This window comes from Spirosoma luteolum (assembly GCF_054778875.1).
The window spans coordinates 137,130-164,029 of sequence record NZ_BAAGZE010000003.1 but is presented as its reverse complement, the minus strand read 5'-3'; the positions used below and the strand labels follow the sequence as shown (position 1 = coordinate 164,029).

General features: G+C 59.6%; 23 protein-coding genes and 1 riboswitch. Of the genes, 12 read left to right on the top strand and 11 right to left on the bottom strand.

Features of this window, described 5'->3' with window-relative positions:
* Positions 1-38: 38 nt before the first annotated feature.
* A complete protein-coding gene (hisB, locus tag ACYVAC_RS03475; protein ID WP_461096178.1) occupies positions 39-1,190 on the bottom strand; it encodes a bifunctional histidinol-phosphatase/imidazoleglycerol-phosphate dehydratase HisB in 1,152 nt (383 codons plus the stop codon).
* A 251-nt stretch (positions 1,191-1,441) separates the two neighbouring features.
* Between hisB and ACYVAC_RS03470 the strand changes: the two genes are divergently transcribed.
* The 4 genes from ACYVAC_RS03470 (at position 1,442) to ACYVAC_RS03455 (ending at position 7,743) form a co-directional block, all read left to right on the top strand.
* The gene (locus tag ACYVAC_RS03470; protein WP_461096177.1) at positions 1,442-2,449 is read left to right on the top strand and encodes an NYN domain-containing protein; all 1,008 of its coding nucleotides are present in this window, start codon (positions 1,442-1,444) and stop codon (positions 2,447-2,449) included.
* A gap of 3 nt (positions 2,450-2,452) precedes the next feature.
* Complete coding sequence (gene pabB, locus ACYVAC_RS03465) at positions 2,453-3,760, top strand: aminodeoxychorismate synthase component I (RefSeq protein WP_461096176.1); 1,308 nt, start codon at positions 2,453-2,455, stop codon at positions 3,758-3,760.
* Positions 3,761-4,037: 277 nt separating this feature from the next.
* Positions 4,038-6,926: a TonB-dependent receptor domain-containing protein gene (locus ACYVAC_RS03460; RefSeq protein WP_461096175.1), complete on the top strand. Its 2,889-nt coding sequence runs from the start codon at positions 4,038-4,040 to the stop codon at positions 6,924-6,926.
* Between the two features lie 61 nt (positions 6,927-6,987).
* Entirely contained in the window at positions 6,988-7,743 is a 756-nt protein-coding gene (locus ACYVAC_RS03455; protein WP_461096174.1) for a GLPGLI family protein, read from the top strand.
* A 43-nt stretch (positions 7,744-7,786) separates the two neighbouring features.
* Here the strand turns inward: ACYVAC_RS03455 and ACYVAC_RS03450 are convergent, their stop codons facing one another.
* Together ACYVAC_RS03450 and ACYVAC_RS03445 are read right to left on the bottom strand one after the other, a co-directional pair.
* A complete protein-coding gene (locus tag ACYVAC_RS03450) occupies positions 7,787-9,622 on the bottom strand; it encodes an alkaline phosphatase (RefSeq protein ID WP_461096173.1) in 1,836 nt (611 codons plus the stop codon).
* A gap of 145 nt (positions 9,623-9,767) precedes the next feature.
* Complete coding sequence (locus tag ACYVAC_RS03445; protein WP_461096172.1) at positions 9,768-10,505, bottom strand: DUF6503 family protein; 738 nt, start codon at positions 10,503-10,505, stop codon at positions 9,768-9,770.
* A gap of 109 nt (positions 10,506-10,614) precedes the next feature.
* Here ACYVAC_RS03445 and ACYVAC_RS03440 point away from each other — a divergent pair, with 109 nt between their 5' ends.
* Positions 10,615-11,520, top strand: a complete 906-nt coding sequence (locus ACYVAC_RS03440) for a tyrosine-type recombinase/integrase (protein WP_461097001.1) — start codon at positions 10,615-10,617, stop codon at positions 11,518-11,520.
* Between the two features lie 35 nt (positions 11,521-11,555).
* On the opposite strand, the gene ACYVAC_RS03435 is transcribed toward ACYVAC_RS03440, so the two are convergent.
* The 3 genes from ACYVAC_RS03435 to ACYVAC_RS03425 are packed head-to-tail and all read right to left on the bottom strand — an operon-like array spanning position 11,556 to position 15,029.
* Positions 11,556-12,569, bottom strand: coding sequence for a zinc-dependent alcohol dehydrogenase (locus ACYVAC_RS03435; protein ID WP_461096171.1), 1,014 nt, complete (start codon positions 12,567-12,569; stop codon positions 11,556-11,558).
* Positions 12,570-12,578: 9 nt separating this feature from the next.
* Positions 12,579-13,883: an MFS transporter gene (locus tag ACYVAC_RS03430; protein WP_461096170.1), complete on the bottom strand. Its 1,305-nt coding sequence runs from the start codon at positions 13,881-13,883 to the stop codon at positions 12,579-12,581.
* Between the two features lie 18 nt (positions 13,884-13,901).
* Positions 13,902-15,029: an alpha/beta hydrolase gene (locus ACYVAC_RS03425; RefSeq protein WP_461096169.1), complete on the bottom strand. Its 1,128-nt coding sequence runs from the start codon at positions 15,027-15,029 to the stop codon at positions 13,902-13,904.
* A gap of 155 nt (positions 15,030-15,184) precedes the next feature.
* Between ACYVAC_RS03425 and ACYVAC_RS03420 the strand changes: the two genes are divergently transcribed.
* Positions 15,185-15,859: an EboA domain-containing protein gene (locus ACYVAC_RS03420; RefSeq protein WP_461096168.1), complete on the top strand. Its 675-nt coding sequence runs from the start codon at positions 15,185-15,187 to the stop codon at positions 15,857-15,859.
* Between the two features lie 275 nt (positions 15,860-16,134).
* Here ACYVAC_RS03420 and ACYVAC_RS03415 read toward each other — a convergent pair whose 3' ends face one another.
* Both ACYVAC_RS03415 and ACYVAC_RS03410 read right to left on the bottom strand, forming a co-directional pair.
* Positions 16,135-16,809 (bottom strand): hypothetical protein, encoded by a 675-nt coding sequence (locus tag ACYVAC_RS03415; RefSeq protein WP_461096167.1) that lies wholly within the window; start codon positions 16,807-16,809, stop codon positions 16,135-16,137.
* A gap of 12 nt (positions 16,810-16,821) precedes the next feature.
* Positions 16,822-17,493 carry a DUF4136 domain-containing protein gene (locus tag ACYVAC_RS03410; RefSeq protein ID WP_461096166.1) on the bottom strand — a complete coding sequence of 224 codons (672 nt, stop codon included), beginning with the start codon at positions 17,491-17,493 and terminating at the stop codon, positions 16,822-16,824.
* Positions 17,494-17,656: 163 nt separating this feature from the next.
* On the opposite strand from ACYVAC_RS03410, the gene ACYVAC_RS03405 reads away from it, so the two are divergent.
* From ACYVAC_RS03405 to ACYVAC_RS03385, 5 genes are all read left to right on the top strand, one after another.
* Positions 17,657-18,589 carry a TatD family hydrolase gene (locus ACYVAC_RS03405; RefSeq protein WP_461097000.1) on the top strand — a complete coding sequence of 311 codons (933 nt, stop codon included), beginning with the start codon at positions 17,657-17,659 and terminating at the stop codon, positions 18,587-18,589.
* A gap of 41 nt (positions 18,590-18,630) precedes the next feature.
* Positions 18,631-19,506 (top strand): UbiA-like protein EboC, encoded by an 876-nt coding sequence (eboC, locus tag ACYVAC_RS03400; RefSeq protein WP_461096165.1) that lies wholly within the window; start codon positions 18,631-18,633, stop codon positions 19,504-19,506.
* Between the two features lie 3 nt (positions 19,507-19,509).
* The gene (locus tag ACYVAC_RS03395; protein ID WP_461096164.1) at positions 19,510-20,319 is read left to right on the top strand and encodes a 5'-methylthioadenosine/adenosylhomocysteine nucleosidase; all 810 of its coding nucleotides are present in this window, start codon (positions 19,510-19,512) and stop codon (positions 20,317-20,319) included.
* Between the two features lie 96 nt (positions 20,320-20,415).
* Positions 20,416-21,615 (top strand): amine oxidase, encoded by a 1,200-nt coding sequence (locus ACYVAC_RS03390; protein ID WP_461096163.1) that lies wholly within the window; start codon positions 20,416-20,418, stop codon positions 21,613-21,615.
* 121 nt (positions 21,616-21,736) lie between these two features.
* Entirely contained in the window at positions 21,737-22,843 is a 1,107-nt protein-coding gene (locus tag ACYVAC_RS03385) for a lipase family protein (RefSeq protein ID WP_461096162.1), read from the top strand.
* Between the two features lie 53 nt (positions 22,844-22,896).
* On the opposite strand, the gene ACYVAC_RS03380 is transcribed toward ACYVAC_RS03385, so the two are convergent.
* The 3 genes from ACYVAC_RS03380 to ACYVAC_RS03370 form a co-directional block, all read right to left on the bottom strand.
* Positions 22,897-23,367, bottom strand: a complete 471-nt coding sequence (locus tag ACYVAC_RS03380) for a response regulator (protein WP_461096161.1) — start codon at positions 23,365-23,367, stop codon at positions 22,897-22,899.
* Between the two features lie 126 nt (positions 23,368-23,493).
* Positions 23,494-24,561, bottom strand: a complete 1,068-nt coding sequence (locus ACYVAC_RS03375; RefSeq protein WP_461096160.1) for a homoserine O-acetyltransferase family protein — start codon at positions 24,559-24,561, stop codon at positions 23,494-23,496.
* A gap of 78 nt (positions 24,562-24,639) precedes the next feature.
* Positions 24,640-25,950, bottom strand: a complete 1,311-nt coding sequence (locus tag ACYVAC_RS03370) for an O-acetylhomoserine aminocarboxypropyltransferase/cysteine synthase family protein (RefSeq protein WP_461096159.1) — start codon at positions 25,948-25,950, stop codon at positions 24,640-24,642.
* Positions 25,951-26,189: 239 nt separating this feature from the next.
* A riboswitch (SAM riboswitch) is annotated at positions 26,190-26,278 on the bottom strand.
* A gap of 189 nt (positions 26,279-26,467) precedes the next feature.
* Between ACYVAC_RS03370 and ACYVAC_RS03365 the strand changes: the two genes are divergently transcribed.
* On the top strand, positions 26,468-26,797 hold the full coding sequence (locus ACYVAC_RS03365) for a DciA family protein (RefSeq protein ID WP_461096158.1): 330 nt from the start codon (positions 26,468-26,470) through the stop codon (positions 26,795-26,797).
* The last annotated feature ends 103 nt before the right edge of the window (positions 26,798-26,900 follow it).

The following is a 26,900-nucleotide window of genomic DNA, read 5'->3' as shown; positions in this document are numbered from 1 at the left end:
GATTGAATACGGGGCAAAAATACGATGGAAAACCAAGGTCACAAAACGCCCTTGGTGCTTGGCAGGTTATCAAGTTCGCGAATGTCGCGCCGAACGGCCATTTTAATGGCTTTGGCAAAGGCTTTGAAAATGGCTTCGATTTTGTGATGCTCGTTGGTGCCTTCGACTTTGACGTTCAGGTTGCAAAGGGCCGTGTCGGAAAACGACTTGAAAAAGTGGTGGAACAGCTCGGTAGGCATATCGCCCACTTTCTCGCGCCGGAAGTCGGCTTCCCACACCAGCCAGGGGCGCCCCGAAAAATCGATGGCGACCTGCGCCAGCGCTTCATCCATGGGCAGCAGGTAGCCGTAGCGGCTGATGCCCCGTTTGTCGCCCAGGGCCCGCCGGAAGGCTTCGCCCAGCGCCAGGGCCGTGTCTTCGATGGTGTGGTGCTCGTCGATGTGGAGGTCGCCCTGCACCCGGATGGTCAGGTCGGAACCCGAGTGTTTGGCCACCTGGTCGAGCATGTGGTCGAAAAAGCCCAGCCCCGTATGAATATCGGCCTGGCCGGTGCCGTCGAGGTTCAGGTCGACCCGGATCTGGGTTTCGCGGGTGTTGCGCTCGACCGTAACGGTGCGGGCGGGCAGGCGCAGGAATTCGTAGATGGCGTGCCAGCTGCCGGTGGTGAGGGCAATGGCGGCTTTCATGGCGTCGGTCTGGCCCGACACGTCGGCCATCTGAACGGCTTCGAGCCCGTTGGGGGGCAGAAACAGAATGGCTTTGGCGCCCAGGTTAACGGCCAGCTGCACATCGGTGAGCCGATCGCCGATCACGTAGCTGTTGGCCAGGTCATACGTATCGGCGTCGAAATACTGGGTCAGCATACCGGTCCCGGGCTTGCGCGTGGTCGACTGCTGGTGCGGAAAATGCCGGTCGATATGGACGGCGTCGAACGTAATGTCTTCGCCGGCAAAGGTCGCCATCATTTTGTTATGGGCGGGCCAGAAGGTGTCTTCGGGAAAAGCATCGGTACCGAGGCCGTCCTGGTTGGTCACCATCACCAGTTTGTAATCGGTCTCCAGCGCGATCTGGCGCAGGGCCGAAAAAACGCCGGGGATATAATCGAGTTTGGCCAGCGAGTCGACCTGCTGGTCGGGCTGGGGTTCGGCAATGAGCGTTCCATCGCGGTCGATGAACAGAATTTTTTGCATAAAAAGCAGCGATATGACCCACAAAGATACCCCTGCCGGCCAGAATGCTGTTGAAAAACGTGTAGTTTTGCAGCCATCGGGCATGATGCTCAGGCTCTGGTCTATCCCTCCCTTATATAGTACATTAACTACCCCAATACAGCTATACTGTACGCCATACACCTTATCTGTTCAAACCCGTAACGATACCCTTTGTAACTACCAGTACGCATTCTACCAGTACTCTACCATACATACAAAATCAAGTACACATGCCAGCAGAATCCTCCCGATTGACCCGGATAGGGGTCTTTTATGACGGTAACTATTTTCTACACGTAAGCAATTATTACAACTATTCACACGAACGACGCAGCCGGATCAGCATTTCGGGGCTGCACGCCTTTATTCGTCAGCAGGTAGCCGAAAAAGAAGGTGTTAACGAACGCCTGTGCCAGATTGTCGATGCGCACTATTTTCGGGGGCGGCTTAATGCCCACGAAGCCAACCAGCGGGGAAATCAGCTTTTTTACGACCGCCTGTTCGATGATATTCTGATGTCGGAAGGCGTGGTAACGCACTACCTGCCCGTAAAGACCTACCAGGGCTTCCGGCAGGAAAAGGGCATCGATGTGTGGCTCGCACTCGAAGCCTTTGAACTGGCGCAGTATAAGAAATTCGATGTGGTGGTGCTCATCACCTCCGACGGCGACTACGTGCCGCTTATTCGCAAGCTGAACACCGTTGGCTCGCGCATTATGGTGCTGAGCTGGGACTTTGAGTTTCAGAACGAGCACGGCGAAAAACAAGTGACACGCACCTCGCAGGATTTGCTCGAAGAAGTATCGTATCCGGTGGCCATGCACGCCCTTATCGACGACCGTACCCGGCGCAGCGACACCATTATCCAGAACCTGTTTGTGAAGCAGCAGGCCCGGCCCACCTTTTCGCCGACGGCGGCTGCTGTTAATGGCAATAGCAGCTTTGTCAGCACCCCCAACGCTTACGCGGGGCAGTTTCTGGATGAAGACGAGCCTAATTTCAACCTGGCCGATGGCGTCGACGATGACCCGGAGGGCCGCAAGATCAGCACCATCCGCAGTTTAAAAACGGGCTACGGGTTTATCAATTACCCGCCCAACAACCTGTTCTTTCATTATACCAGTCTGATCGATACGGATTTCAACGAACTCCAGATCGACGACGAGGTGGAGTTCACGCTGGGCCGCAACGCCGAAGGCAAAGACATCGCTATCGACGTCCGGCTGATTCGCCCCTAACGCATGAATCGGGTACAGCATACCGTTGTCGACGGCGCGTTGTGGTGGCAGCAGGCCCTGACCTGGGCCGTGGCCACCCAGGCCGGTAACAGCGGTTTTGTGATGGCCCTGGCCAACCACGGTATCGAATACCCCAATGACCCGTTTCCCAACCGGCTTTTTGTCGGGGCGAAACGGGTCATTGCCGTTTCGGCGCTGCACGAGCCCGACGTACTGACCCAGCTGGCCGAGGCCCAGCGCCGGCAACCGTCCTTCTGGGCGGGCTATATCGGCTACGATATCAAAAACCAGCTCGAACACCTCGACAGTCGCCACCCCAACCGGCTGGGCTTTCCGGAGGCTTATCTGGCCGAGCCCGACTGGGTGCTCGATCGGTCCGGTAACACCATCACGATCTACGGCATGGATGATGTCGATGCGCTACTGCGCGCGATCGATACGACCCGGCCCACGGCGGCCCGGCCCGGGTCGGTGCCAGCGGTGCAGTGCCGCGTAACGCCCGAAACCTACCAGGCCAACGTGCGCCGGATTCAGGACGCTATCCGGGCGGGCGATGTGTACGAGCTAAACTACTGCGTCGAGTTTTTTGCCGAATCGGCCCTGCTGGAGCCGCTGGCGCTGTATGAAGCCCTCGGCACCCGCTCACCTATGCCGTTTTCGGCCTTTATGAAACTCGGCGACCGCTACCTGATGGGCGCTTCGCCCGAGCGGTTCCTGAAAAAAACGGGCCGGCAGCTCCGGTCGCAACCCATCAAAGGCACCATCCGGCGCGGCCTGAACCCGGTCGAGGATGCCCGGTTGCGGCAGCAGCTGCTGACTTCGGAGAAAGAACGCGCCGAAAATCTGATGATTGTCGATCTGGTGCGGAACGACCTGGCCCGCTCGGCCGAAACGGGTACGGTACGGGTCGACGAACTGTTTGGCATCTACGGTTTCCGGCACGTGTTTCAGATGATCTCGACCGTATCGGCCACGCTGCGCGCCGACCTGTCCTGGACCGATGCCATCCGCCACGCCTTTCCGATGGGGAGCATGACTGGCGCCCCCAAAATCCGGTCGATGCAGCTCATCGACGAGCTGGAAGTCAGTCGGCGGGGCGTGTATTCGGGGGCGTTAGGATACGTCACGCCCGACAGCGATTTCGATTTCAGCGTCGTAATCCGGTCGCTGCTGTATGATGCCCGGCAGCAGTATGCTTCCTTTTCGGTGGGCAGTGCCATTACCTACGACGCCGATCCGGCGCAGGAGTGGGCCGAATGCCTGTTGAAAGCCAGTGCCATCCGCGCGGTGCTGCGCGGAGAAACGGCGTAACGGCCATCGGGCCATACGCGTGAAGCCGGGCCTTAAAAGCGCGTTTAATAAATAAACCCATCGATTTTGTGGAAAAAGAAGGCACAACTACTCCCTCTGGGGAGTAGTTGTGCAACGGTATAGCGTCTTTTTGGCTCATTGACAGCAGTTTATGCCGATTACGAAATATATAACTAAGACTATAGTTAAATAATGTTAATCGCGTTGTTAGCCTGATTGCCTCCCTTAGCTTTGCCCGACCGCTTGCCCTAATTCCTTCACCCTATTCAACATCCCTATGAAAAACCTTTTCCTGCTGGCCATACTGTGCCTGCTGGCTACGGGGGTTTATGCGCAGAGCGCTACCCCGCCAACCCGTTTCACCCTGCAGGGGCGGGCCGTCGACACACTTGGTACCGCGCTCCCGTCGTCGACCGTGATGCTGCTCAGCCCGAAAGACTCCGTGATGGTCAATTTTGGCCGCGCCGACGAAAAGGGCGCCTTTACGTTCAGGAACCTCAAAACCGGCAGCTACATTCTCAAGATTTCGTTTGTCGGCTACATTCCCTACAGTCAACTCATCAAGGCCCCGGCCGAGGCCACGCTCGACCTGGGTAACCTGCGCATGAAACCCATCACCAAAGAACTGTTCGAGGTGGTAGTGCGGACGGCCAAGGCGCCCCTGACGATCAAGGGCGATACCATCGAATACAACGCGGCTTCGTTTAAGGTACCGCCCGGCTCGACGGTCGAAGACCTGCTGCGGAAGCTGCCCGGCGTGCAGGTCGATCAGGATGGCAACATCCGGGCGCAGGGGCAGGCGGTCAACCGGGTTACGGTCGATGGCAAGCAGTTTTTCGGCAGCGATCCCAAGCTGGCTACCAAAAATCTGCAGGCCGACGCCATTACCAAGGTGCAGGTGTTCAACGACAAAACCGAGCAGTCGAAGCTGACGGGGATCAACGATGGTAAGCAGGAAAAAACTGTCAACCTGCAGCTGAAGGAAGAATTCAAGAAAGGGGGCTTTGGCAAGGCCACCGTGGGGGCCGGTCCGGCATCGAACGGCATTTCGCCCCGCTACGACGGCCGGGGCAATTACAACAAATTCGACAGCAAGCAGCAGCTCTCGGCCGTGCTGCTGGGCAACAACGCCAACCAGGGGGGGCTGTCGTTCAACGACTACCAGGATTTCAGAGGCAGTAACGCCTTCAACTGGAACGACAACGCCGATTTCGGGTTTAGCAGTGGCAACCGCTTTATTTCGTTCGGCGACGACAACGAGAGTCTGACCATTCCGATCAGCGGGGGCGACAACCGGGGTTTCTCGCGCAACATGGCCGGTGGGGTCAACTACAACTATGACACCAAAAAAACCAAGCTCAGCACCAGCTACTACTTCAACCAGACCCGGCTGCAGCTCGACGCCCTGCGCGATCAGCAGCGGGCGCTGACCGGTTCGCTGCTGCACACCACCGATACCAGCAGCCAGAACAATTTCGGCGCCAACCACCGCGTCAGCCTGCGCTTTGAAAAGCAGCTCGATTCGATGCAGACGCTGATCGTAATCAGCAACAGCCGGATCGGTATTGGCAACAACAACCTGTTGAGCCGCCAGTTCATCAACCGCCAGATCGGCGATAATCCCGAGCAGCCCTACACCACCAGTCGCACGCAGAACACCAGCAATAGCAACCAGTTTGCCACGGCCAACACGGCGCTCTACCGGCTTAAATTCCAGAAAAAGGGCCGGAGCCTGGCCCTGTCGGCCACCTACCAGCTCAACCGCAACGACGGCGATCTGCTGCTGCAGGCCCAGAACCAGTTTTTCCAGGCGACAACGGTCAACCAGATGCAGCAGGCGATCAACCAGGCGCAGGCCTCCAACCTGCGCAGCGATCAGTACAAAGCCAACGCGCTGTTTGTGGAGCCCTTTGCCAAGAAATTTTACTGGGAAACGTTCTACAACTTTAACCTCCGATACGACGAAGTCGACCGCGATGTGCTGAACGTGGCCGACTCCCGCCGGCGGGTCGATTCGCTGAGTCTGTATTACAAAAATAATTATGTGTATAACCGCCTGGGCAGCAGTGTCCGGTACTCTTACAAGGGCCTCAACGTATCGGGCGGACTGGCTGGTCAGGTGTTTACCCTCGACGGAAAATTCTCCGCCGATCAGTCGCTGCCGCTGCAATCCATCCGGCGTACCTACACCACGGTGGTGCCGAACGTGGGGCTCAACTACGACCTCAAAAACAACAAGTACCTCTACGGCGGTTACGAAGTAGGCGTTCAGATACCCTCGTCGCGCGATCTGCAGCCGGTGACGATCAACACCAACCCGCTCAACGTGACCAAGGGAAACCCCACGCTGCTGCCGTCGCTGAATCACGAAGTATCGGTTGGGTTCAGTTACTTCAACCCCGGCAGTTTTATCAACTTCTGGTCGAACGTCTACACCACCTCCTACGTCAACCAGATCGTTTACAGCCAGACCGTCGATCAGGCCCTGATCACGACGACCATGCCGGAGAACATTACTGGGGGGCGCAACACGGGTACGTACCTGAACTTTGGCTTTCCGCTGAAGAAAACCAAAGCCACGCTGGGCCTCAACGCGCAGCTGAGCGCGGGCCGCAACCTGACCCGGATTCGGGAGGTGAACCGGGTCGACGGGCAGGAGCAGGAACTGACGAACCAACTCAACGAAACCAGGAATCAGAATTATAACGTGGGCGCCCGGCTCGAACTGACACCCAAAGACTGGCTGACGTTCTATGCCAACGCCAACATAGGTGTTACCAACGCCCGCTATTCTATCAATACGAGCCAGAATCAGACCATCTACAACAACAATTTCCGGGGCGACCTGAACCTGAAGTTTCCGGGCGACATTTACCTGAACACGACGTTCAACTACCGCTCGTACGTCAACGACCGGCTGGGGTTCCGGCAGCAGATTCCGATTCTGAACACCTCGCTCTACCATATTCTGGGCAAAGCCAAACGAGCCGAAATCCGGCTGTCGGCCTATGATCTGCTGAATCGCAACGTGTTCGTCAACCAGTATGCCGGCCAGAACTACACCCAGACCGAGCAGATTCAGACGCTGGCCCGCTATTTCCTGCTTAGCTTTACCTACAACATGCGGGGGGTAACGGCCAAAATGCGCCGGCAGGATTTCTATTGATGCACGGGGCGCCGGGCCCACAGCCCGGTGCCCGACTAACCACCCAAAATTGCAGACTGTTATGTATAAATGCTGTATTCTCCTGCTGTTGCTGACGGCATCGCTGGCCGCATCGGCCCAGAAAACCGAGGGCGTTGTCGAGTACCGACGGATCACCCACTGGTCTAAAATCTACCGGCGCATGACGTTCCTGAGCCAGGAACAGAAAGACCGGATCACGCTGCGCGAAAAGAACTGGGAGGAAGATAACAAGGGCGAAAAGATGAAGCTCCTGTTTTCGCCCACCCAGAGCCTCTACACCTACAGTGGCGATGCGGGCGAAAGCCAGGATGCGGGCTATTCGTGGCGGCAGAGCGACCTGATCATGACCCGCAATTTTGCCGGGGAGCACCAGACCGATATCATGGAAATGCTCGGCAAAGTGTACATCGTCGACGATTCGCTGCGAACTCCGGTCTGGAAAATTGGTAACCAGATCAAAGAAGTGGCCGGTTATATCTGCATGAAAGCCGAAACGCAGGATGTGATCAAAGGCCAGACCATTACGGCCTGGTTTGCGCAGGATATTCCGGTGCCGGCCGGACCCGAGCGACTGAACGGCCTGCCGGGCCTGATTCTGGAAGTCGACATCAACGACGGCGATCTGGAGATTGTGGCGCAAAGCGTTACGTTCCGGTCGCTCACGGCCGACGAGCTGAAAGTGCCCAAAACCAAGGGCAAGAAAATCTCCGACGCCGAGTATAACGACATGCTCAAAAAGAAGATTGCCGAAAGCATTGCCGCCCACGAGAATCCGTACTGGAACATCCGCTACTGACTGAGCCGGGGGTGGCAACTTCTCGTTGCCACCCCCGATTTGTTTAGTGGTAGCGCTGCAGAACCTGCATGATTTTCTGGTAGATAGCCGTGTTTTCGTAGACGCCCCGGAAGTCGAGCGAATGGGGGCCGTAGGCAAACACGGGCACCATAACCCCGGTATGGTCGCTGGTGCTGAACTGCCCGTCGACGTAGCCCCGCCGGATGTCGCCATCGAGCAGCGTCAGGCCACCGGTTTCGTGGTCGGCCGTAACGATCACGAGCGTTTCGCCGTTGCTGTCGGCAAAGCGCAGGGCTTCGCCAATGGCCCGGTCGAAGTCGAGCATCTCGCGCACCACGTAGGTCATGTTGTTGGCGTGGCCGCCGTAGTCGATCTGCGCGCCTTCGGCCATCACAAAAAAGCCATTTCGGTGGGTGCCCAGTTCAGTCATCGTTTTGCGCAGGCTCCGGCTCAGAAAATCGGTGCGCCCCTTCGTCACCGACACCACTGCCGAGTCGTCGAGCAGCACGAAGGGGGCCTTGAGGCCGTCGAGCTGGCCGAATTGGGTGCTGGTCTGGTAGCCCCGCTGCCGGAGCGTGTCGAGTACGCGTTGCTCCTCGAAATACCGTCGTCCACCGCCAATCAGCACCTCGACCGGATTGGTCAGAAAGTCGGCCGCGATTTCCCGTTCAAACACCCGGTCGGGCTGGTGGCCGTAGAAAGCGGCCGGCGTGGCGTCGGTGATGGCCCCGGCCGAGATCAGGCCCGTGGGCATGTGCCAGGCACGCAGGCGGGTTGGCAGCGCCACGAGCGCCCGCCCCGCCGAGTCGACACCAATGGCGCGGTTGTTTGTTTTCTGGCCGGTAGCCATGGCCGTTGCGCCGGCGGCCGAATCGGTGATGTAGGTATCGGCCGCGCCTGTTTTCGAAAAGCCGATATTCAGCAGGCGCGTCAGGTTGAGGTCGCCCCGGTTGGCTGTCAGCCCGGCGTAAATCTGGGCCAGCCCCATGCCATCGCCAATCAGCAGAATCACATTGCGGACCCGGCTGCGGCTGTCGTTGTTGCGGTAGGTGGGCTGGTAGAGGGTATGGGGGCTATTATGCTGGTATTCGGCCGAAGTACGTTTGTGCAGAAACGTGCCCAGTTCCGCAATACGGTCGGTGTTGAGGTAGTCGACGCCGAGATTCATAAGCGTTTTCCAGGCGTTGACCTGGTCGGGCGTGGCCCAGAACCGCACTTTTTTACCCTGTCCGTGAATCCGGTCGACCACCTCCTGAATCGTGGCCAGCTCTTTCCTTACCAGGCGACCCTTGCCATTCCAGCGGGTATAGCGCGTAAAATCCTGGCTGATGAGGCCCACGTGGGTGAGCTGCTCGGGCGTGTAGGTCTGCTCGGGCCGCCCGTCGAAAAGCAGCCACGCGGGGTAACTGGCAAACTGGTCGGGGGCGGGCGTATTTCCACTGACCACTACCCGCACCGGGCCACCCGTTCCAAATACGTCGGGGTAGGCGCTGAGGGCTGCCACCAGCAGCGGAAGCGACTGAGCGGCCGGCGTTTTCAGATCGATAAGCCACTGCAGGCCATAGGGTACATCGGCGTAGGGCCGGCCCTTGTTGGCCCGCACCTGCTCGACGATGGGCTTGATGTAGAGCGACTGGAGCGTGCGTTCGGGCCGGATGTCGGCGGGGCTGTGGGCGACCAGCAGCTGACCATCGCGGGCAAAAATATCGGCTTCGATGGAGCCAAATTCCTGCTCGTAGGCCTGCCAGAACGGAATGGTCTGTTCGTAATCGTTGTGCGAGTGGGCCTGAGCGGCCGTGTAGGTTGGGCGAGACTGAGCGAAAAGGCCGGTGGTGCCAAGCAGGCAGCACAGGCCCAGCAGCCGATGCAGCAGGGACATGGATAAACAGAGCGAAAGAAACAAGATACCGCACCCGGCCCGATGGGGTCAGGTGGCTGGTGCGCCAGCGGGGCCAAAAGTAACGGCTGCCGGCGGGGCCACCGGGGTAGCGGACGTTTCTTAACAGATTGATAATCGACCCGGGCTAGGGCGCGGGCAGGGGCGTTACGCGGATGTGACGCTGTTCGATGCGCGAGAGCTCGGTCATGTGCCCGGCCTGGTAGCGCTGATCGTAACGGGCCACACTGGTGGTATCGGCGTTGTCGCTCTTGTAATTGATGTAATCCTGAAACCGGATACCGCCCACCGTTTGCGGGTTGATGGCTTTGCGGAAGCGGGGCCCCCCTTCGCTGTAGGCCAGGTAGTCCATCGTGTGCGTCGTGCGGTTAAACCAGTACACAAACGTGTCGCCGTGGTCTTTGCCACCACCCTCGGCCCGAAACCGCACCCGCACTTTATCGTACAGCTGCCCCTCGACCTGAGCCGTGCCGATCACGTCGGCCAGCACGGCGGGGTCGCGCAGTTTGGCCGGCAGCAGCACAAAGTACGCCACCGAGTTGACAGCCCGGCTGTATTTGCCGGTTTGCGCTGTATCGAGGGTTTGCGGCTGGCCGTTGCGGGAGCGCGTAAACCCGTCGTTGCTGAGCACCTCCCGAATGGCGGTGCCGCTCGAATCGCGGTAGTTGCGTTCATAGCGGTAGCGCCCGCCCTGCTGCTCGAGGACAAGGTGATACTGCCGAAAGTCGAACGCGATCCGGGTGTTGTCGTAGGCAGTGCCCCCGTGGGCGGCAATGGCCTGATCGATGAGGTCGACCGCTGGGTTGTCGGGCTGGCAGGCGATCAGGAGTGTGAGCAGTACGGCAGGCAGACGCAGGCAGCGCATAGGCGGGGAGGGGTAAGGCACAAACCTACAAAAAAGCCCCGCCAACCCGTACCGAAACCCAGTCGGTGCGCCGTACATTCGCATAGACTAACCCGTAGCCTTCGTGTCGATACCAACGCCCAGCACCGACGAATTCCTGCAGCACATCCGTTTCGAAAAACGCCTGAGCCACCATACCGTTACGGCCTACAGCCACGACATGGCGCAGTTCAGCCAGTTTCTGGCTACCGAATGCGCGGTCAGCCAGCCGGCCCGGGCCGACTTCCGGCACGTGCGGTCTTGGATCGTGAGTCTGGTCGAAGCCGGCCTCGACAAATCGTCGGTCAACCGGAAAATTGCGACGCTGCGGGCTTTTTTCGGGTATATGCTGCGCCGGAACGTGATCACCGCCGATCCGATGGCGCGTATTCAGGCGCTGAAAATGACCCGCAAGCTGCCGGTCTACGTGGAGGAGAAACCCATGGAAATGCTGCTGAGCGACGTCGACTTTCCCGAGACCTTCGAAGGCGTCCGCGACAAGCTGGTACTGGAGCTGCTCTACGGCACGGGCATCCGCCTGAGTGAGCTGACGAGCCTGAAAACTGTGGATGTCGATCTGTATGCCAAAACCATACTGGTGCTGGGCAAGCGCAACAAACACCGGCTGGTGCCGCTTACCCAGCCGCTGCTGGAACTGATTCAGCAATACCTGCGGCAGAAAGAGGTCGAGTTTGGGGGGCAGGCCGATGCCAGTCTGCTTATCGTGAGCGACAAAGGCGTAGGGGCCTATCCGGTGCTGATTCAGCGCATTGTGAAGCGCTACCTGTCGGTCGTGACCACGCTCGAAAAAAAGAGCCCCCACGTGCTGCGGCATTCGTTTGCCACCCACCTGCTCAACCGGGGTGCCGACCTCAACGCCATCAAGGATTTGCTGGGCCATAGCAGCCTGGCCGCTACCCAGATTTACACCCACACCAGCCTCGAGCAGCTCAAGCACACCTACGACCAGGCTCACCCGAAAGCCAAAAAAGAATAGGTCCGGCCGGGTAGGTCCGGCCAGGTGGGTCCGTCTCAGTCGATATCGACAATCAGTTTGCTTTCATGGCCCGTTACGGCCTGCTCGAAGGCGCTTTGCAGCCGATCGAGCGGGTAGGTGCCGGAAATAATCGCCGACGGGGTGATTGTCTGGCGAGCGATCAAATCGAGGGTGCGCCGGAAGTCGGTGGGGTGCCGGTAAATAATTGACGGGATCAGCGAAATGCCTTCCCGGGCCATGCGCAGGGGCGTAAACTGGGCGGGCTGCTCCGACAGGCCGACGAGGATTATTTCGGCGCCCCGCGGGGCGGCCGCCGTTACCAGCGAGGCTGTCCCTGCCGATCCGGCACACTCGAACACCGCCACTACCTCGTGCGCTTCCCAGATCGTATTGAGTGCCGGCGCATCGCCAGCCACGGCGATGGCACCTTCGCGAACGGCCTGCTGGCGTTTGACGGCGTTTAGTTCGCTGACCAGTACGCGGTAGCCCAGCCGCAGGGCTACGTGACTGAGCAGCAGGCCGATGGCGCCCAGTCCGACAATGGCGATGGCATCGCCCGGCCGGGCCGACGACAGCGATAGCGCGTGCAGGCTTACGGCTGTTGGCTCGACACAAACGGCATCGGCCGTACTGACCGCATCGGGCACGGGCCAGCAGAAGGCTTCGGGCAGGCAGATGTACTCCGCAAAACAGCCGGCTTCGGTCAAGCCCACCACCCGCTTGTTGAGGCAGATGTTGCCCCGGCCCTGCCGGCAGAACCGGCAGTGCATGCAGGGAATATTGGGCTCGATCACCACGCGTTCGCCTGCCCTGCGGGTAGTGACGCCATCGCCCAGCGCATCGATATGGCCATAGCCCTCATGGCCAATGATAGTTGGTTGGGCGAGTGGTCGGTGGCCCAGAAACAGATGTACGTCGGAGCCGCAGATGCCTACCCGGCTGAGCCTGACCCGTACCTCACCCGCCCGCGGTTCGGGGATGGGGATCGTGCGGATAGTCAGCTGGCGGGGCGCATCCAGAAAAGCGGCCTTCATGGTGGCGTGGTGCATAGGCAGGGGTTACAGATTGCGGGATTTGAGCGACCAGATACAGCCGCCCATCACCAGCAGGGGTAGCGAAAAGGCCACGAAGAGCTGTTGCACGCTCAGGCCCGCATCGGCGAGGTAGCCAAACAGCAGCGGCCCCAGAATGGCCCCCAGCCGGCCGATGCCTACCGTGTAGCCAACGCCCGTGGCCCGGAACGACGTGGCGTACAGCCGCGACAGGGTTGGCCAGATACCGTTGAAACCTCCCTGAACGAAAAAGCCGATCAGCAGCACCAGCCCGAAAATAAGGCCAGTGGTGAGGGTGGCAAAGGCGTAGGTCTGCATCACCGCAAAGGCGATCAGCATAAACGTCAGGATAGTCTGGCGCAGGCCGAAGCGGTTGCCAATGGCGCCGATAGCCGCCGAACCCAGCGCAGCCCCGATGTTGAGCATGATGCCCACCCCGGTCGCCAGTTCAAACGGCAGCCCCGCATCGGTCGCCAGGGTCGGCACCCAGCTCATCAGTGTGTAGAGGGTGAGGAAACCGAAAAAAGCGGCTACCCAGATCGTGAGCGTGTCTCGTTTGTAGGCGGGGGCGAGCAGGGTCGAAACGCCCGGTGGGGGGGGAGTGGCCGGCCGGACCGGTAAGGCGTTGAGGGGTTCGGCGTTCATGCGGGTCAGCAACCGGTTCACGGCCGTCAGCGAGTCGCCCGTCCGGCCCGTCAGCATAAAGTCGAGCGAGTCGGTCATGAAGAAAAAAACGAGCAGCCACATTAGCAGGGCCAGTGTGCCCGCTACCAGAAACGCGCTGTGCCAGCCGTAGACGGGCAGGTATCGGGCACACAGCAGCCCCGTCAGGATGGCGCCGATGGGCCAGCCCGCCTGCACCAGGCCTACGTTGACATCGCGGTATTTCCGGTTCGAGAACTCCGCCCCGGTGGCGGCCATGGTGGGCAGAATACCGCCGATGCCCAGGCCCGTCAGGAAACGCAGCACCAGCATCAGCGCGTAGGTACGGCACAGGCCAACCCCCAGCATGCTGAGCGCAATGAGCCCCACCGATACCAGAAAGATCCGGCGCCGGCCCCAGCGGTCGGCCAGGGGGGCAATCAGAAAGCAGCCCAGTGTCATGCCGGCCAGTCCGGCGCTGAAGACGTATCCCATCCCGGCTTTGGAGAGGTTCCACTCGGCCATGATGGCCGTGCTCGAAAACGAAACAAGCAGCACATCGATGCCATCGTTGAAGTTGAGGACGAAACAAAGGCCAACCATGAGCCACTGGTAGGCCGACATGGGGCGCTCGTCGAGAAGCGGGCGGGCCGGTGGGGGGGAGGGCATGATCCGGAAACGAGTTTGTCAGTCTAAGAAACCGGCGGGCGCTTTTTTACCCGTTTTGGCCCATTGGCGCAGCAGATCGAAGGCCTGTCCGGTCTGGGCCGGCGTAAAGTTGCAGTGGCCCTGTCCGTTGGTGTAGCGAACGGTGAAGAAGGCGTCGCGCCCCTGCTGATGAACCATGTTCTCGAAATTAACCACCCCGTAGGTGGGCGGAATAAGCTGGTCGTAGAGCGTATGTAGCAAAACCACCGGCCGGTCGATGCGGCCGGTGCGGTCGTAGGGTTTGAAGAGCGGGTCGGGGCTTACCGTGGCTGCCAGCCGCTCGGCCCGCTGATTGACCAGCTGGTTATCGGGAAAACCACTGTATACGGTATTGGTATTGTCGAAGGGGTTTCCCCCGGCTTTGCGGGCGATATCGCGCAGCACGTTTTCGTTGAACAGCAGCGACATGGGCAGGTCGTCGAGCCGGAGATCGTAGCGTTGGGCGAAGGCCACGGCCAGCAGCGAGTCGCGGGCCAGGATGGCCGCCCGCAGGGCACTGGCCCGGTTCCCGGTCAGGCGGCTGTCGGCGGGTGGGGCGGGCTGACTCAGGTCGAATAGCGTCCGCAGCGGGGTAGCGAGACCCGGAAACAGGCCATTGAAGGTTGCGTAAAGGTCGAACTCTTTGCGGCACTGGAGGTAGGGGCGGCTGGACAGGGGACACATGGGCAGGCCACCCTGGTAGTGCTGGCCGAAGTTTTCAAGCGTAGCCAGCGTTACCCCGCCCCCCATTGAGTGACCCACCACAAACGTCGTGTCGGGCTGGCCGTAGGTGCTGACAACGTACTGGCGCAGCGCTTCGGTATCGTCGACACCCCGGGCCAGCGCCAGGCCCTGGTGCTGATAGTCGGAAGCCGCAACGGCGAAGCCCCGGTCCAGAAAGGGGGCCAGCCGGCTGGCCAGATCGGGGTTCTGGCTTTGCCGGGGGCTGCCCATAAACTCGTAGCCATGGGCGTACAGCACCAGCTTGTTTTTCCAGTTGGGTGGGAACATGATGCGGTAGGCCGCCGAGCCCGGACCGGGGCCTTTGATAACGCCCGAGTCAATACGGCTGACCGACTGGGCCAGGGTCGATAAACTGAGCAGGCAGAGCAGCATGGTTTTTTTCATGGGGAAGCCGGATGGGTAGTCGGCCGATCCAACCGAATCGGCTCGCCCAAGATACGGATGATACCGCAACGCAGACTACCGGCGGGGCTGTTGTGGTACCCAGACCGGGGGGCGTGGTGGTTGCTTAAATCAGAAACATTGCCAAAGTTTGCCCCATGATGATTCTTCCCCTGAGCCAGACGCTGTTTTACCTGCTCGAGCAACAGCCCGATTCGGCCGCTGGTGTCCAGTACCTGCGCCAGCAAACCGATCAGCTCCAGCTCGATCCCAAACCGGCGCTGTTCTACCGGGTGTTTACGGCCATGCCCCGCTTTGTGGGCCGCCAGTGGCTGACCGTCCCCGACGATATGGCCTTTGCGCTGCAACGCATCCGCCCCGGCTTCTCCGTGGCTGGCTGGACCCGCGACCGGCTGGCCCGGGTGTGGTGGCTGCTGCAGCTGCCCGCCGACGATGCCGACCGCTATGTACAGCTGATTACCGAGCTGTTCAAAGCCGGCGAACTGAACGAACTGGTGGCGCTCTACTCGGCGCTGCCTGTGCTGGCCTACCCCGAACGGTGGCGTTTTCAGGCAACGGAAGGCATCCGCAACAACATCGCCGATGTCCAGTCGGCCATCATGCTCAACAACCCGTACCCCGCCGAGCAATTTGACGAAGCCGCCTGGAATCAACTGATTTTGAAAGCCTTCTTCACCGATAAAGACATTACGCAGATCATTGGCCTCGACGAGCGCAAAAACGCCCGGCTGGCCCAGACACTGGCCGACTATGCGGCCGAACGGCGGGCGGCCGGGCGTTCGCTTCCCCCGCACATCGAGCGGTTGATGTAGGAGTATAGTTTGTGGTTTGGGGTTTGTAGTTTAAAGTCTACGGTTTATAGTGTACAGGGCAAGGTCGCGCCGGGTTGCCTAAAAGCAGTTTACAGTTTATAGTTTACAGTATATGGGGCAGGGTCGCGCCGGATTGGCTGAAAATGGGTAACGACTGTGTACGCTGAACGGCAGTCAATTGCCGCGACTGGCTGTAAGGATTGGATTGGCCCAGGCATCACTCCGTAAACTGTAAACCACAAACTGTAAACTACAAACCCCAAACCCCAAACTCCTTAATACATCCGATACACCAGACCGGCGGAGAGCATGAGCGAGGGGGCACTGTTGGGCAGCCGGTCGTAGTTAAAGCTAACCTGTTGGTACTGCGCCTGAATATCAACCCCGAGCCGCTGCTCGCGTTTGCCATAGTATTTAAGGCCGATAGCCGGCGCAAAGGCGCCTTTGAAGCCCTTCTGCTGGTCGGCTAGTCCGCCGAAATAGTTGGTGTAATCGACGTAGGCTGCACCACCCGCCAGCTGAATATACGGGCGGAATGCGGCTGAGTTTTGGGCAAAGTAATACGACAGCGACGCCATGGCCGGAATAATGGTCAGCGTGCGGGTCTGAACGGCCGAAACATCCTGCACGGCAGTACCGTCGGTATACGACACCAGCTGCCTGGGCAGCCGCTGCTGATTGTACTGATAGCCCGATTTGAGACCAATCGAGAAATGCTTCGGAAAGAGCCACTCCCCGTCGAGGGCGAGGTTGGTGGGCGAAACCCGGTCGATATAGGTTTTCTGGCCGCCTAGCGGCAGCGCCACGCCGTAGCGGGCCGACAGGCTAAACGAGACATACTCATCGAAAGGTGAGGCAAACACCTCGTTGCGGTAGGGGGGCTGCCCCTGCGCCCAGGCCACTGTCGTCAGACCAACGAGCAGCAGCGCCATGGTGACAATACGGTTCATGCGAAAAAAAGGTTAGTTGGGTCGCAGGTAGGGCGACTGGTTGAAAATGGCAGTGGTGGCCGCATCGACCGATGGCGAATCGGTAATGTCGGCACCCCGGATGGTCGCGTCGTAGACCACGTTATACTGTGGCTTGTCGGTGCCGGTGCTGCCGGTAGTCGGCGCATTTTTCAGATCGACAATCTGAATCTCCCAGTACTGATCCGTAACCTGGTAGGTGTAGTAGGTTGGATAGGCCGGGTAATAGCCATACCCGCCAAAGCCACCGCCATACCAGTAGTTGGAATAATACGAGCTGTAGGGATTGACGCCTACGCCCGTGTAGAGATTGCTGACCCGAATTACAGCCACGCCCAGATCGGCAGGCTGCCCTTTGGCCACGCGCGTAAAGCCCCGGCTGGTGAGCGCATTGGCCACGTTCGACACAAATCGACCCTCGATCGTGCCCAGCGCCGGTCGGTAGCCATCGTTCGACTCGATCAGCACCGAATCGGGCAGGCTAAACGTCTTATACTGATTGAAGTTGACCGACCGGTCGTAATTGGTGATGTATACCTGCGAGTCCTGCGGGCTCAGGTCGTTTATAGCCTTGTCGCGACAGGCCGTCAGACCACTGCACAGCAGCAGCATTGTAGCCACGCCCAGCAGCCACCGGCCAGCCGTGTTTCGTTTACCGTGTATCATAACGAAGTTCATTGAGTACTTACCTTTATAAAACGAACAGACCCGGTAGCAGGTTGTGAATTCGCCATTAAAAAGCGACCCGCGGTGGGGGGCGTAAGCCGTATTTTTGATGACCTTTGTCGATTCGTCGGCGCTGGCCGATGCCTGTCAAACCCGCTCTGTTATGGATTTTATGGATTCTATCCGTGGCATGTCGTTTTTCGATATGCACGTACACATGACCTCCCGCACCACTGATGATTACCAGGCCATGGCCGATGCCGGCGTGGTAGCCATGATCGAACCGGCTTTCTGGCTGGGGCAGCCCCGCACCGGTGTCGATTCGTTCCGCGATTACTTCGCGAGTCTGGTAGGCTGGGAGCGGTTCCGGGCGTCGCAGTTCGGCATCCGCCATTACTGCACCATTGGCCTCAACTCCAAAGAAGCCAACCAGGAAGCCCTTGCCGAACAGGTTATGGAAATTCTGCCTTTATTCATCTATAAGGAAGGCGTGGTGGGCATCGGCGAAATCGGATTCGACGATCAGACCCCGGCCGAAGAAAAATACTACCGCGCCCAGCTCGAATTGGCCAAAGAAGCCGGTCTGCCCGTGCAGATTCATACGCCCCACCGCGACAAGAAACAGGGTACCAGCCGCAGCATGGATATTGCCATCGAACACGGCATCGACCCCGGCATGGTCATCGTCGACCACAACAACGAAGAAACCGTGCGCGAAACCCTCGACCGGGGCTTTTGGGCGGGCTTCACCATCTACCCGTTTACCAAAATGGGCAACGAGCGGATGGTGGAGATTGTGAAGCAGTACGGGCCTGAGCGCATCATGATCAACTCGGCGGCCGACTGGGGCATCAGCGATCCGCTGGCTGTGCCCAAAACGGCGGCCCTGATGAAGCAGCACGGTATCTCGGACGAGGCTATCCGGCTGGTGACCTTTACCAACGCCGTTACGGCCTTTGCCCAGAGCGGACAGCTGAGCCTGGCGGAGCTGAGTCAGCCCCTGGGCATCGATCAGAGCGTACGCTTCAACGGTAGTTCGGTGCTGCGGGGCGGTCAGGCACCCCGGGTCGATAAAGAGTCAACCATTATCAACTAAGTACGGCTGGCCGGCTACCGTCCGGTCAACCGTTTTTTTCGATGCTTAAAGCCCTTCTTTCGCTGACCCGACCGGCCAATCTGGTCACCGCCGTGGCCGATGTACTGGCCGGTATGGCCATTGCCGGGTACTTCATGAACAGCAGTCCGCCACCGGCCCCCATCGGCTGGCTGGCGCTGGCAACGGTGGGGCTCTACGGTGGTGGCGTGGTGTTTAACGATGTGTTCGACGCCGATCTCGACGCCATCGAACGGCCCGAGCGCCCCATACCGAGCGGGGTGGTGCCCAAACAGACGGCTATTAGCCTGGGGATTGTGCTGTTCGGGCTGGGTATCGGGGCGTCGTTTGCCGTGAATCCGGTGGCAGGAGCCCTGGCGATCGCCATTACCGTGGCCTCGCTTGTCTACGACCGCTACGGCAAGCACAGCGATCTGCTGGGGCCGCTCAACATGGGTCTGTGCCGGGGGCTCAACCTGCTGCTGGGCGTCAGCATTGTGCCCGGGCAGGTAGGGCCCTGGGCCTGGATCGGGTTGGTACCGATTGCGTACATCGCGGCCATCACCATGATTAGCCGGGGCGAGGTACACGGGGGTAACCCCAAAACGCTGCGCGTGGCCGGACTGCTCTACGCGCTGGTTATTGGCTGCGTGTCGGCGCTGGCCCAGAGCCGGGGACAGCTCGGCACGGCCTTTCCGTTTCTGGTCCTGTTTGGTTATTATATTTTTCCGCCCCTCTGGCGGGCCGTGCGCGACCCTATCGGCCCCAACATCGGCTGGGCGGTGCAGGCCGGTGTCTTGTCGCTCATCGTTATGAATGCGGCCTGGGTAGCGGCCTTCGCGTCGTTTCCGCTGGCCATGCTGGTCTTCTGCCTGTTGCCCCTTTCGCGGCTGCTGGCTAAATTATTTGCTGTCACCTAACGTATGGCTACACTACACCGACTGCTGCTGCTGGTATGCCTGACCGGGCCGGCGCTGGCCCGCCCCCCGAAACCGACGCCGATTACCGGTCTGCTGGGCGCCTTCGGGGCCGAAGTAACGCTTGTGAAGCAATCCCTGCAGGCCCCGGAAACGGTGGTGGTCGAAGGGGTTACCTTTACCACCGGTAAGCTGGGCAACCAGTCGGTGGTAGTGGCCGAAACGGGTATCGGCAAAGTCAATGCGGCCCTGACCACCACGCTGCTCATCGCGCATTTTCACCCCGATCGGGTGCTGTTTACGGGCATTGCCGGAGGGGTCAATCCCAGCCTGCAACCCGGCGACATCGTGATTGCGAGTCAGACCGTGCACCACGATTATAAAACCATTACGTTCGATCAGAAACCCACCATCCAGACCCGGTCGCTGTCGGGCCAGCCGAATCCGGCTTATTTCCCGGCCGATTCGCTGTTGCTACGACGGGCGCAGACCGTGGCCCGGTCGCTGACCTTCGATCCCATTCCGCTCACCACCCGCCCGCCCACGGTGGTGACGGGCGTGGTCGCCACTGGGGATCAGTTTATTTCGTCGAGCCAGAAAGTGGCGCAGCTGCGGGCCGATTTCAACGCCGAAGCTACTGAGATGGAGGGGGCGGCCGTGGCGCAGGTGTGCCGCGAGCTGCACGTGCCGCTGCTGGTAATCCGGAGTCTGAGCGATAAGGCCGATGACAACGCCCGGCGCGATATGCTGTCGTTTTACCAGACGGCGGCCCGCAATTCGGCCCGGCTGGTGATGGCCATCGTACAGACCAACTAACAGGCTTCGCTCGAAAAATACGATTGTGCTTGGCTGTGGGCGCCTTTTTAGGGACCTTTAGCCCGACCAGACGCCCGTTGCCCAACGGGTTCGCGCATGCACATACCGTTACCGGCAACCCATACCGACAGTCCCTTCCAGTCTTTCTGGTGGGCAGGCTACGAATGTACCGACCAGCTCAACGCCTTCGGCAACCGGGTCGATTTTCTGACCCTGACGGGCCACCTGCAGCTTCTGCAGCAGGATTATGAAGCGTTGAGGCCGTTTCGGATCGGTACCGTTCGCGAGGGTATCCGCTGGAGCCAGGTCGAGAAAACGGCCTACCAGTACGACTGGAGCGTGGTCGAAACCATGCTGGCCGAAGGACACCGCCAGGGCATTCAGCAGGTATGGGATCTATGCCATTTTGGCTATCCCGACGACCTGACGCCCCTGCACCCCATGTTTGCGCGTCGGTTTGCGGCCCTCGGCCGGGCGTTCGTGCGCTTCTACCGCGACCGCTACCCCGACGATACGCTTATCGTAACGCCCATCAACGAAGTAAGCTTTATGTCATGGCTTGGGGGCGATGTGTGCGGCACCTCGCCCTACTGCACCAAACAGGGCTGGGAGGTGAAACGGGGGCTGATGCGCGGCTACATCGAATGTGCAGCGGCCATGCGCGAAATCGACCCCACCATCCGGATTCTTACCACCGAACCCCTGGTGCACATTGTACCGCCCATGCCGGCCACACCAGCGCAGCGCCGGCAGGCTGCCGAGGCTCATACCAACCAGTTTCAATCGGTCGATATGCTGGCGGGTCGGCTGGCGCCCGAACTGGGCGGGTCGCCCGCACTGCTCGATATCCTGGGTTTCAACTATTACTACAATAACCAGTGGGTCGTCGGTACCGGCACCTGGCTGGGCTGGGCCGACGCCACACCCGACCCCCGGTGGGTACCGCTGCGGCAACTGCTGACCCAGGCCTACGAGCGCTATGGTCGCCCCATTGCCCTCACCGAAACCAGCCACCCCGGCATCGACCGGCCGGTCTGGATCGACATGATTGGCCGGGAGTGCGCAGCCGTTATTCAGGCCGGTATACCGCTCTGGGGTGCCTGCCTGTATCCGATCATCGACCGACCCGACTGGGATCACCTGACACCCTGGCACCGGTCGGGCCTCTGGGATGCCGATCTAACCCAGAACCCGCCGGGCCGTTTGCTTTACGAACCATACGCGCAGGCACTGCTCCGTACACAGGCACAGCTGGAAGCCGCCACGCAGCCGGTAGCCGAGCCACTGGCCGGGTAAGCCGTATCTCGGGCCGTAGCCGCTTATACAGAAATGGGGCACTGTGCCAACCATCGCATCTGGCAGTGGGTTAATGCTGTGAAGTTTGGTTAGTGACCAGTTTAGGTATGTACGACTGCTTATGAAATCGACTCGGTACTTCGGTTGTCTGTTAGGTGTTATCATGGCCATGGCAGGGGCCAATGCTCAGAAGCTGAAACCCGGTTTCGACAGGGCCGAATACATCGAACTGATGAGCGTGTTTGCGCGGCAGGTCGATACGTTGCCGGCCAACACGCCCATTCCCAAACCCCAGCGGTTTCGGTTCGTCTACCGCTCGCCTGTGGTGGGCCTCGACAACCGCTGGGATCTCTGGACGTCTCCCGACTCGGTTGCGGTGCTCTGCATACGGGGCACCACCCTCGAACCGGCTGGCTGGCTCGAAAACTTCTATGCCGCCATGGTGCCTGCCAAAGGCCATATTGTGCTTACCAACGACTACAAGTTCGATTACCAGCTGGCCGAAGACCCGCGCGCTGCGGTACACGTAGGCTGGCTGATTGGGACCGCTTTTCTGGCGCAGGACATGCGGCCCCGGATCGACTCGTGTGTGAAGGCCGGCATTCAACACTTCTACATCATGGGCCACAGCCAGGGGGGCGCCATTGCTTATCTGATGACCTCGCACCTGCGCCAGCTGCAGCGGGCCGGGGCTATTCCGACCGGCGTAACGTTTAAAACCTACTGCAGCGCGGCTCCCAAACCCGGTAACCTGCAGTATGCATCGGAATACGAAGCCCTAACTGCCGGTGGGTGGGGGTTCAACGTGGTGAACGCGGCCGACTGGGTACCTGAAATGCCGGTGACGATACAGACCCTCGACGACTTCAACCCGATCAATCCGTTTGCGGGGGCGCCCGAGCTGATTCGTAAGCAGAAGTTTCCGAAGCGGCTGGCCATGCGCTACGTGTTCAACCAGCTGGCCAGGCCCGCTCGTAAAGCCCGTGACAACTACCGGAAATACCTGGGCAATTTTGCCGGCAAATACGTGAAAACCAATCTAAAGGAATACGTGCCGCCCACGTTTTATCCCTCAACGGCTTACGTTCGGACGGGCACCATCATTTCACTCATACCCGATGCCGAGTACTACAAAACCTATCCGCAGGAGAAAGGCAAAATCTTCGTCAACCACGTAATCATGCCTTATATCGACCTGGTTCGGCGCATGCCGGAACCCCGTCGATAAGTCAGGGAAAGAAACGTTCGGGTGAAGGGTAACCCGGCGGGGCTGACCTGGGGTCAGGCTGGCTGCGGGTCTGACTGGTTATAATCGGGCCAGTTGGGCGCGCTGGTAACCAGCCAGGGCGCAAAATGCTGATCGAACAGGGGGGCATAGTCCTGCACCGAGTTCGGCTTGACGAGGTAGCCGTTGGCACCCCGGTCCAGGGCGGCCTGTCGGGTAGCGGGGTCGTCGGCCGTCGAGAGCATCAGCACCGGGAGTTTGGCCCAGTAGGGGTTTTGTCGGAGCTGCACAAGGGCGTCGAGACCATTCAGGCGGGGCATATTGACATCCATAACAACCAGCCAGTGCATATCTTCGTCGGGCTGGTTGCTGGCGTCCTGCGACAGGTAATCGATCAGCGCCTGCCCGTCGCTGAATTCAAGTACGGGCAGCGTACGCTGGCCCTGTTCAAGCGCCAGGCGCATCAGCAGGCGGTCATCTTCATCATCATCAACGACGACATACGAAAGTTCGGCGTGAGTGTTCATCAGCGAGCCAAGTAACAGGTGAGGTTGCTTACTTTCGCAATTTGTCAAAAAAAAACATACGTCGGATGCCCGCTTCCTGGTGTTGCACGTGGGAGCCTGTGGAACCCTGTAAACGGCCCCGCGCGGCTAGGGCCGGGCGTCGACGGGCCGCGTAGCCGGTCTGGCTGCCTGCAGCGAATTGGTCCAGTTACGGATCAGGGCGGTCAGCGGCCGAAACTCGATCAGAAACCCATCGTGGCCGTAGAGCGAGTCGATTTCTTCGTAGGTCGCGTTGGGAATGTGGCGCGCCAGGAATTGTTGCTCGACGGGCGGAAACAGCAGGTCGGAGCGAATACCTACTACCAGTGTGTTCGACCGGATTTGCCCCAGCGCGTGTGGAATGCTGCCCCGGTTACGCCCGACATTGTGCGAATCCATTACTTTCGACAGCAGCCGATAAGTGAAGGCATTGTAGCGTTCCACGATTTTTTCGCCCTGGTAGCGCTGGTACGTGGCCGCCTTGAATTCGTCGAGCTGTTCGTTGTTGTCGAGGGCCTGGGTAAAGCCATAGGTATCGTAGTTACGATACGAAATCATGGCCATGGCCCGGGCGGCTTTCATGCCGGCGGCCCCGGCATCGTCGCGCCGTTCGGTCCAGGTCGGATCGGCTTCGATCGCCATACGCTGGGCTTCGTTGAAGGCAATACACCAGGGCGAGGCCACCGCGCCCGAGGCAATCAGAATCAGATGCTGAATGAGTTGGGGCTGTTCGATGGCCCACTCCACGGCCTGTTCGCCCCCGAGCGATCCGCCTACGCAGGTATGAATGGTGTCGATACCCAGTTCCTGCCGCAGCAGGTCGAGGGCTGCCACCATGTCGCGCACCGTCAGGGCCGGAAAATCGTGGTAAAAAGGCGCGCCGGTGTCCGGGTTCACCGACAGCGGACCCGTCGACCCGTAGCAGGAGCCCAGCACGTTGGCACAGACAATGAAATCGCGCTCCGGATCGAAATATTTACCCGGCCCGACCAGTCCGCCCCACCAGTTGCCAACGTCGGCATTGCCGGTGAGCGCGTGGCAGATCCAGACCACATTCGACTGGCCGTTCTCCTGCCGGAGGGTGCCGCGTGTGGTATAGGCCAGCCGGAAGCCCGGCAGGGTAGCGCCAGATTCAAGCGGAAATGAATATTTATGGTCGAAATACTGAAGGTCCAACGGAACAATACGGTTTAACGTCAACAACAGAAAACCGGGTTTGCCGGCCGCCATCGGCTACTGGCAAACCCGGCTGGTTTATACAGCAACAGGCTCGGCAATGGCTGCAAACGCCTGTACAAAGTCAGCTTTGATATCGTCAAGGTGTTCGATTCCGGCCGATACCCGCAGCAGCCCCGGTGCTACCCCGGCACTGGCCTGATCGAGTTCGCTCAACTGCTGGTGGGTAGTCGATGCGGGGTGAATGATCAGCGTTTTCGAGTCGCCCACGTTGGCCAGGTGGCTCACGAGTTTCAGGCTATTGACAAACTGATCGGCCGCTTCTTTACCGCCCTTCACCTTGAAGGTAAAGACCCCCCCAAAGCCGCGCTTGAGGTATTTTTTGGCCAGATCGTGGTAGTGACTGCTGGGCAGACCGGGGTAGTTGACCCGCTCGACCTGCTCGTGCTGCTCCAGCCATTCGGCCAGCGCCTGGGCGTTCTGCACCGTCCGGTCGACGCGCAGCGACAGCGTTTCGAGGCCCTGCAGCAGCAAAAACGAGTTGAACGGGCTGATGGCCGGGCCCCAGTCGCGCAACCCTTCGACCCGCGCCCGGATAATGAACTGAATGTTGCCAAACGGCCCGTTTACGCCGAACACATCGCTGAACACCATACCCTGGTAGCCTTCCGAGGGCTCGCTGAACTGCGGGAACTTCCCGTTACCCCAGTTGTAGTTGCCGCTATCGACAATGACCCCGCCAATGCTGGTGCCGTGGCCGCCAATCCATTTCGTGGCCGACTCGACCACCACGGCCGCGCCGTGTTCGATGGGTCGGAAGAGGTACCCACCGGCACCAAACGTATTGTCGACGATCAGAGGCAGATCGTGAGCCCTGGCCAAAGCCGCAATCGCGTCGAAGTCGGGGATATTGAACCCGGGGTTGCCAATGGTTTCGAGATAAATCGCCTTGGTATTGGCATCGATCAGCCGCTCGAATGACTCGGGTTTGTCGCCATCGGCAAAGCGGGCTTCGATACCAAACCGTTTGAACGACACTTTAAACTGGTTGTAGGTGCCGCCGTAGAGGAAGGAGGTCGTCACGAAGTTGTCGCCGGCGCCCAGTATGTTGGTGAGCGCAATGAACTGGGCGGCCTGTCCCGAGGCAACGGCCAGCGCAGCTACCCCGCCTTCGAGGGCGGCCACCCGCTTCTCAAACACGTCGGACGTAGGGTTCATGATCCGGGTGTAGATGTTGCCAAAGGCCTTGAGTGCAAACAGATCGGCACCATGTGCGGAGTCGTTGAAGGTAAACGACGTGGTCTGGTAGATCGGAACGGCCCGCGCGTTGGTGGTTGGGTCGACATCCTGCCCGGCATGGAGCTGGAGGGTATCAAAATGGTACGCCATGGGTGGTGATCAGTTGAGTGTATGGAAAAAGAGGCAATGGGAATTTGTGATGGCCGGCGCGGGGTGCGACCGGTTGGGTTGGCCGGATGAGGGCCAAACGCACGCGAAGCCACTCCCGGCTTGCTAGTGCGGTGAGTGGGTGTTACTTAGCAGGCCCCGGCGGGCATGCAGCGCTGGCTGTAGTGCATGTGTCTGTACGATTTATAGTTCCTAACGGACCGCCTTCCTGCCGGACAGGCGGTTCGTTCAGGCAGGAGTTAGCACCTTGCCGAGGGGTAGGTTGCCAGCGGTTCACAGAGCCTGATCTCTCCCCGCTTCTTTATAAATCAACTCGCGCCGGTAGATGAACGAGTGGCGCGTACGAATTGACTTGATACTGCAAGTATAACAGGCAGATGATCGCCAACCAAAACTGCCGGCCTAAATCTGCACGCTTACACATTTTTCGGTGTTTTTTTCGGCGTGCCCGGCCGAGTGCATGAACCTGTTTTTTACCTTTGACTACAGAACGCCAACTATGAGCCAGCCTACCTATCGTTACAACCGAGACAACGCTACCCGTGTGGCCGGCGTTACCTCCCTGAAAGACGCTATCGGTCAGCTGCTAAAGGCGTATCAGTTGCAGGGGCGGTTCAACGAAACCTACCTCGAAGCGTTCTGGGGCCGTATGATGGGCCCCGCCATCGCTACCCGCACCAAGCGGCTCTACGTGCGCGATCGCAAACTCTACATCGAACTATCGTCGGCGCCCCTGCGCAACGAACTCGTCAACGCCAAGCAAAAGCTCATCCAGCTCGTCAACAAAGACATGGGTACCGAGGTGATCGACGACGTGGTGTTTATCTGAGAAAAGAAAGGCAGAATTCGGTTTACGGTATTGGGTTTACAGTTTACGGTTTTCAGTGGGCTGCTGCCGGTATACCGTACACTGTTTTCAGTGCGCTGCCAGG

What these genes read in the sequence shown, in the direction of transcription:
- ACYVAC_RS03430 (WP_461096170.1), bottom strand. Translation starts at nt 13,883, where the DNA reads ATGCCCTCCCCCCCACCGGCCCGCCCGCTTCTCGACGAGCGCCCCATG.
- ACYVAC_RS03380 (WP_461096161.1), bottom strand. Translation starts at nt 23,367, where the DNA reads ATGAACACTCACGCCGAACTTTCGTATGTCGTCGTTGATGATGATGAA.
- ACYVAC_RS03405 (WP_461097000.1), top strand. Translation starts at nt 17,657, where the DNA reads ATGGATTTTATGGATTCTATCCGTGGCATGTCGTTTTTCGATATGCAC.
- ACYVAC_RS03420 (WP_461096168.1), top strand. Translation starts at nt 15,185, where the DNA reads ATGATGATTCTTCCCCTGAGCCAGACGCTGTTTTACCTGCTCGAGCAA.
- ACYVAC_RS03390 (WP_461096163.1), top strand. Translation starts at nt 20,416, where the DNA reads ATGCACATACCGTTACCGGCAACCCATACCGACAGTCCCTTCCAGTCT.
- ACYVAC_RS03460 (WP_461096175.1), top strand. Translation starts at nt 4,038, where the DNA reads ATGAAAAACCTTTTCCTGCTGGCCATACTGTGCCTGCTGGCTACGGGG.
- ACYVAC_RS03425 (WP_461096169.1), bottom strand. Translation starts at nt 15,029, where the DNA reads ATGAAAAAAACCATGCTGCTCTGCCTGCTCAGTTTATCGACCCTGGCC.
- hisB (WP_461096178.1), bottom strand. Translation starts at nt 1,190, where the DNA reads ATGCAAAAAATTCTGTTCATCGACCGCGATGGAACGCTCATTGCCGAA.
- ACYVAC_RS03455 (WP_461096174.1), top strand. Translation starts at nt 6,988, where the DNA reads ATGTATAAATGCTGTATTCTCCTGCTGTTGCTGACGGCATCGCTGGCC.
- ACYVAC_RS03415 (WP_461096167.1), bottom strand. Translation starts at nt 16,809, where the DNA reads ATGAACCGTATTGTCACCATGGCGCTGCTGCTCGTTGGTCTGACGACA.
- ACYVAC_RS03470 (WP_461096177.1), top strand. Translation starts at nt 1,442, where the DNA reads ATGCCAGCAGAATCCTCCCGATTGACCCGGATAGGGGTCTTTTATGAC.
- ACYVAC_RS03370 (WP_461096159.1), bottom strand. Translation starts at nt 25,950, where the DNA reads ATGGCGTACCATTTTGATACCCTCCAGCTCCATGCCGGGCAGGATGTC.
- ACYVAC_RS03410 (WP_461096166.1), bottom strand. Translation starts at nt 17,493, where the DNA reads ATGATACACGGTAAACGAAACACGGCTGGCCGGTGGCTGCTGGGCGTG.
- eboC (WP_461096165.1), top strand. Translation starts at nt 18,631, where the DNA reads ATGCTTAAAGCCCTTCTTTCGCTGACCCGACCGGCCAATCTGGTCACC.
- ACYVAC_RS03365 (WP_461096158.1), top strand. Translation starts at nt 26,468, where the DNA reads ATGAGCCAGCCTACCTATCGTTACAACCGAGACAACGCTACCCGTGTG.
- ACYVAC_RS03445 (WP_461096172.1), bottom strand. Translation starts at nt 10,505, where the DNA reads ATGCGCTGCCTGCGTCTGCCTGCCGTACTGCTCACACTCCTGATCGCC.
- ACYVAC_RS03395 (WP_461096164.1), top strand. Translation starts at nt 19,510, where the DNA reads ATGGCTACACTACACCGACTGCTGCTGCTGGTATGCCTGACCGGGCCG.
- ACYVAC_RS03385 (WP_461096162.1), top strand. Translation starts at nt 21,737, where the DNA reads ATGAAATCGACTCGGTACTTCGGTTGTCTGTTAGGTGTTATCATGGCC.
- ACYVAC_RS03450 (WP_461096173.1), bottom strand. Translation starts at nt 9,622, where the DNA reads ATGTCCCTGCTGCATCGGCTGCTGGGCCTGTGCTGCCTGCTTGGCACC.
- ACYVAC_RS03435 (WP_461096171.1), bottom strand. Translation starts at nt 12,569, where the DNA reads ATGCACCACGCCACCATGAAGGCCGCTTTTCTGGATGCGCCCCGCCAG.
- pabB (WP_461096176.1), top strand. Translation starts at nt 2,453, where the DNA reads ATGAATCGGGTACAGCATACCGTTGTCGACGGCGCGTTGTGGTGGCAG.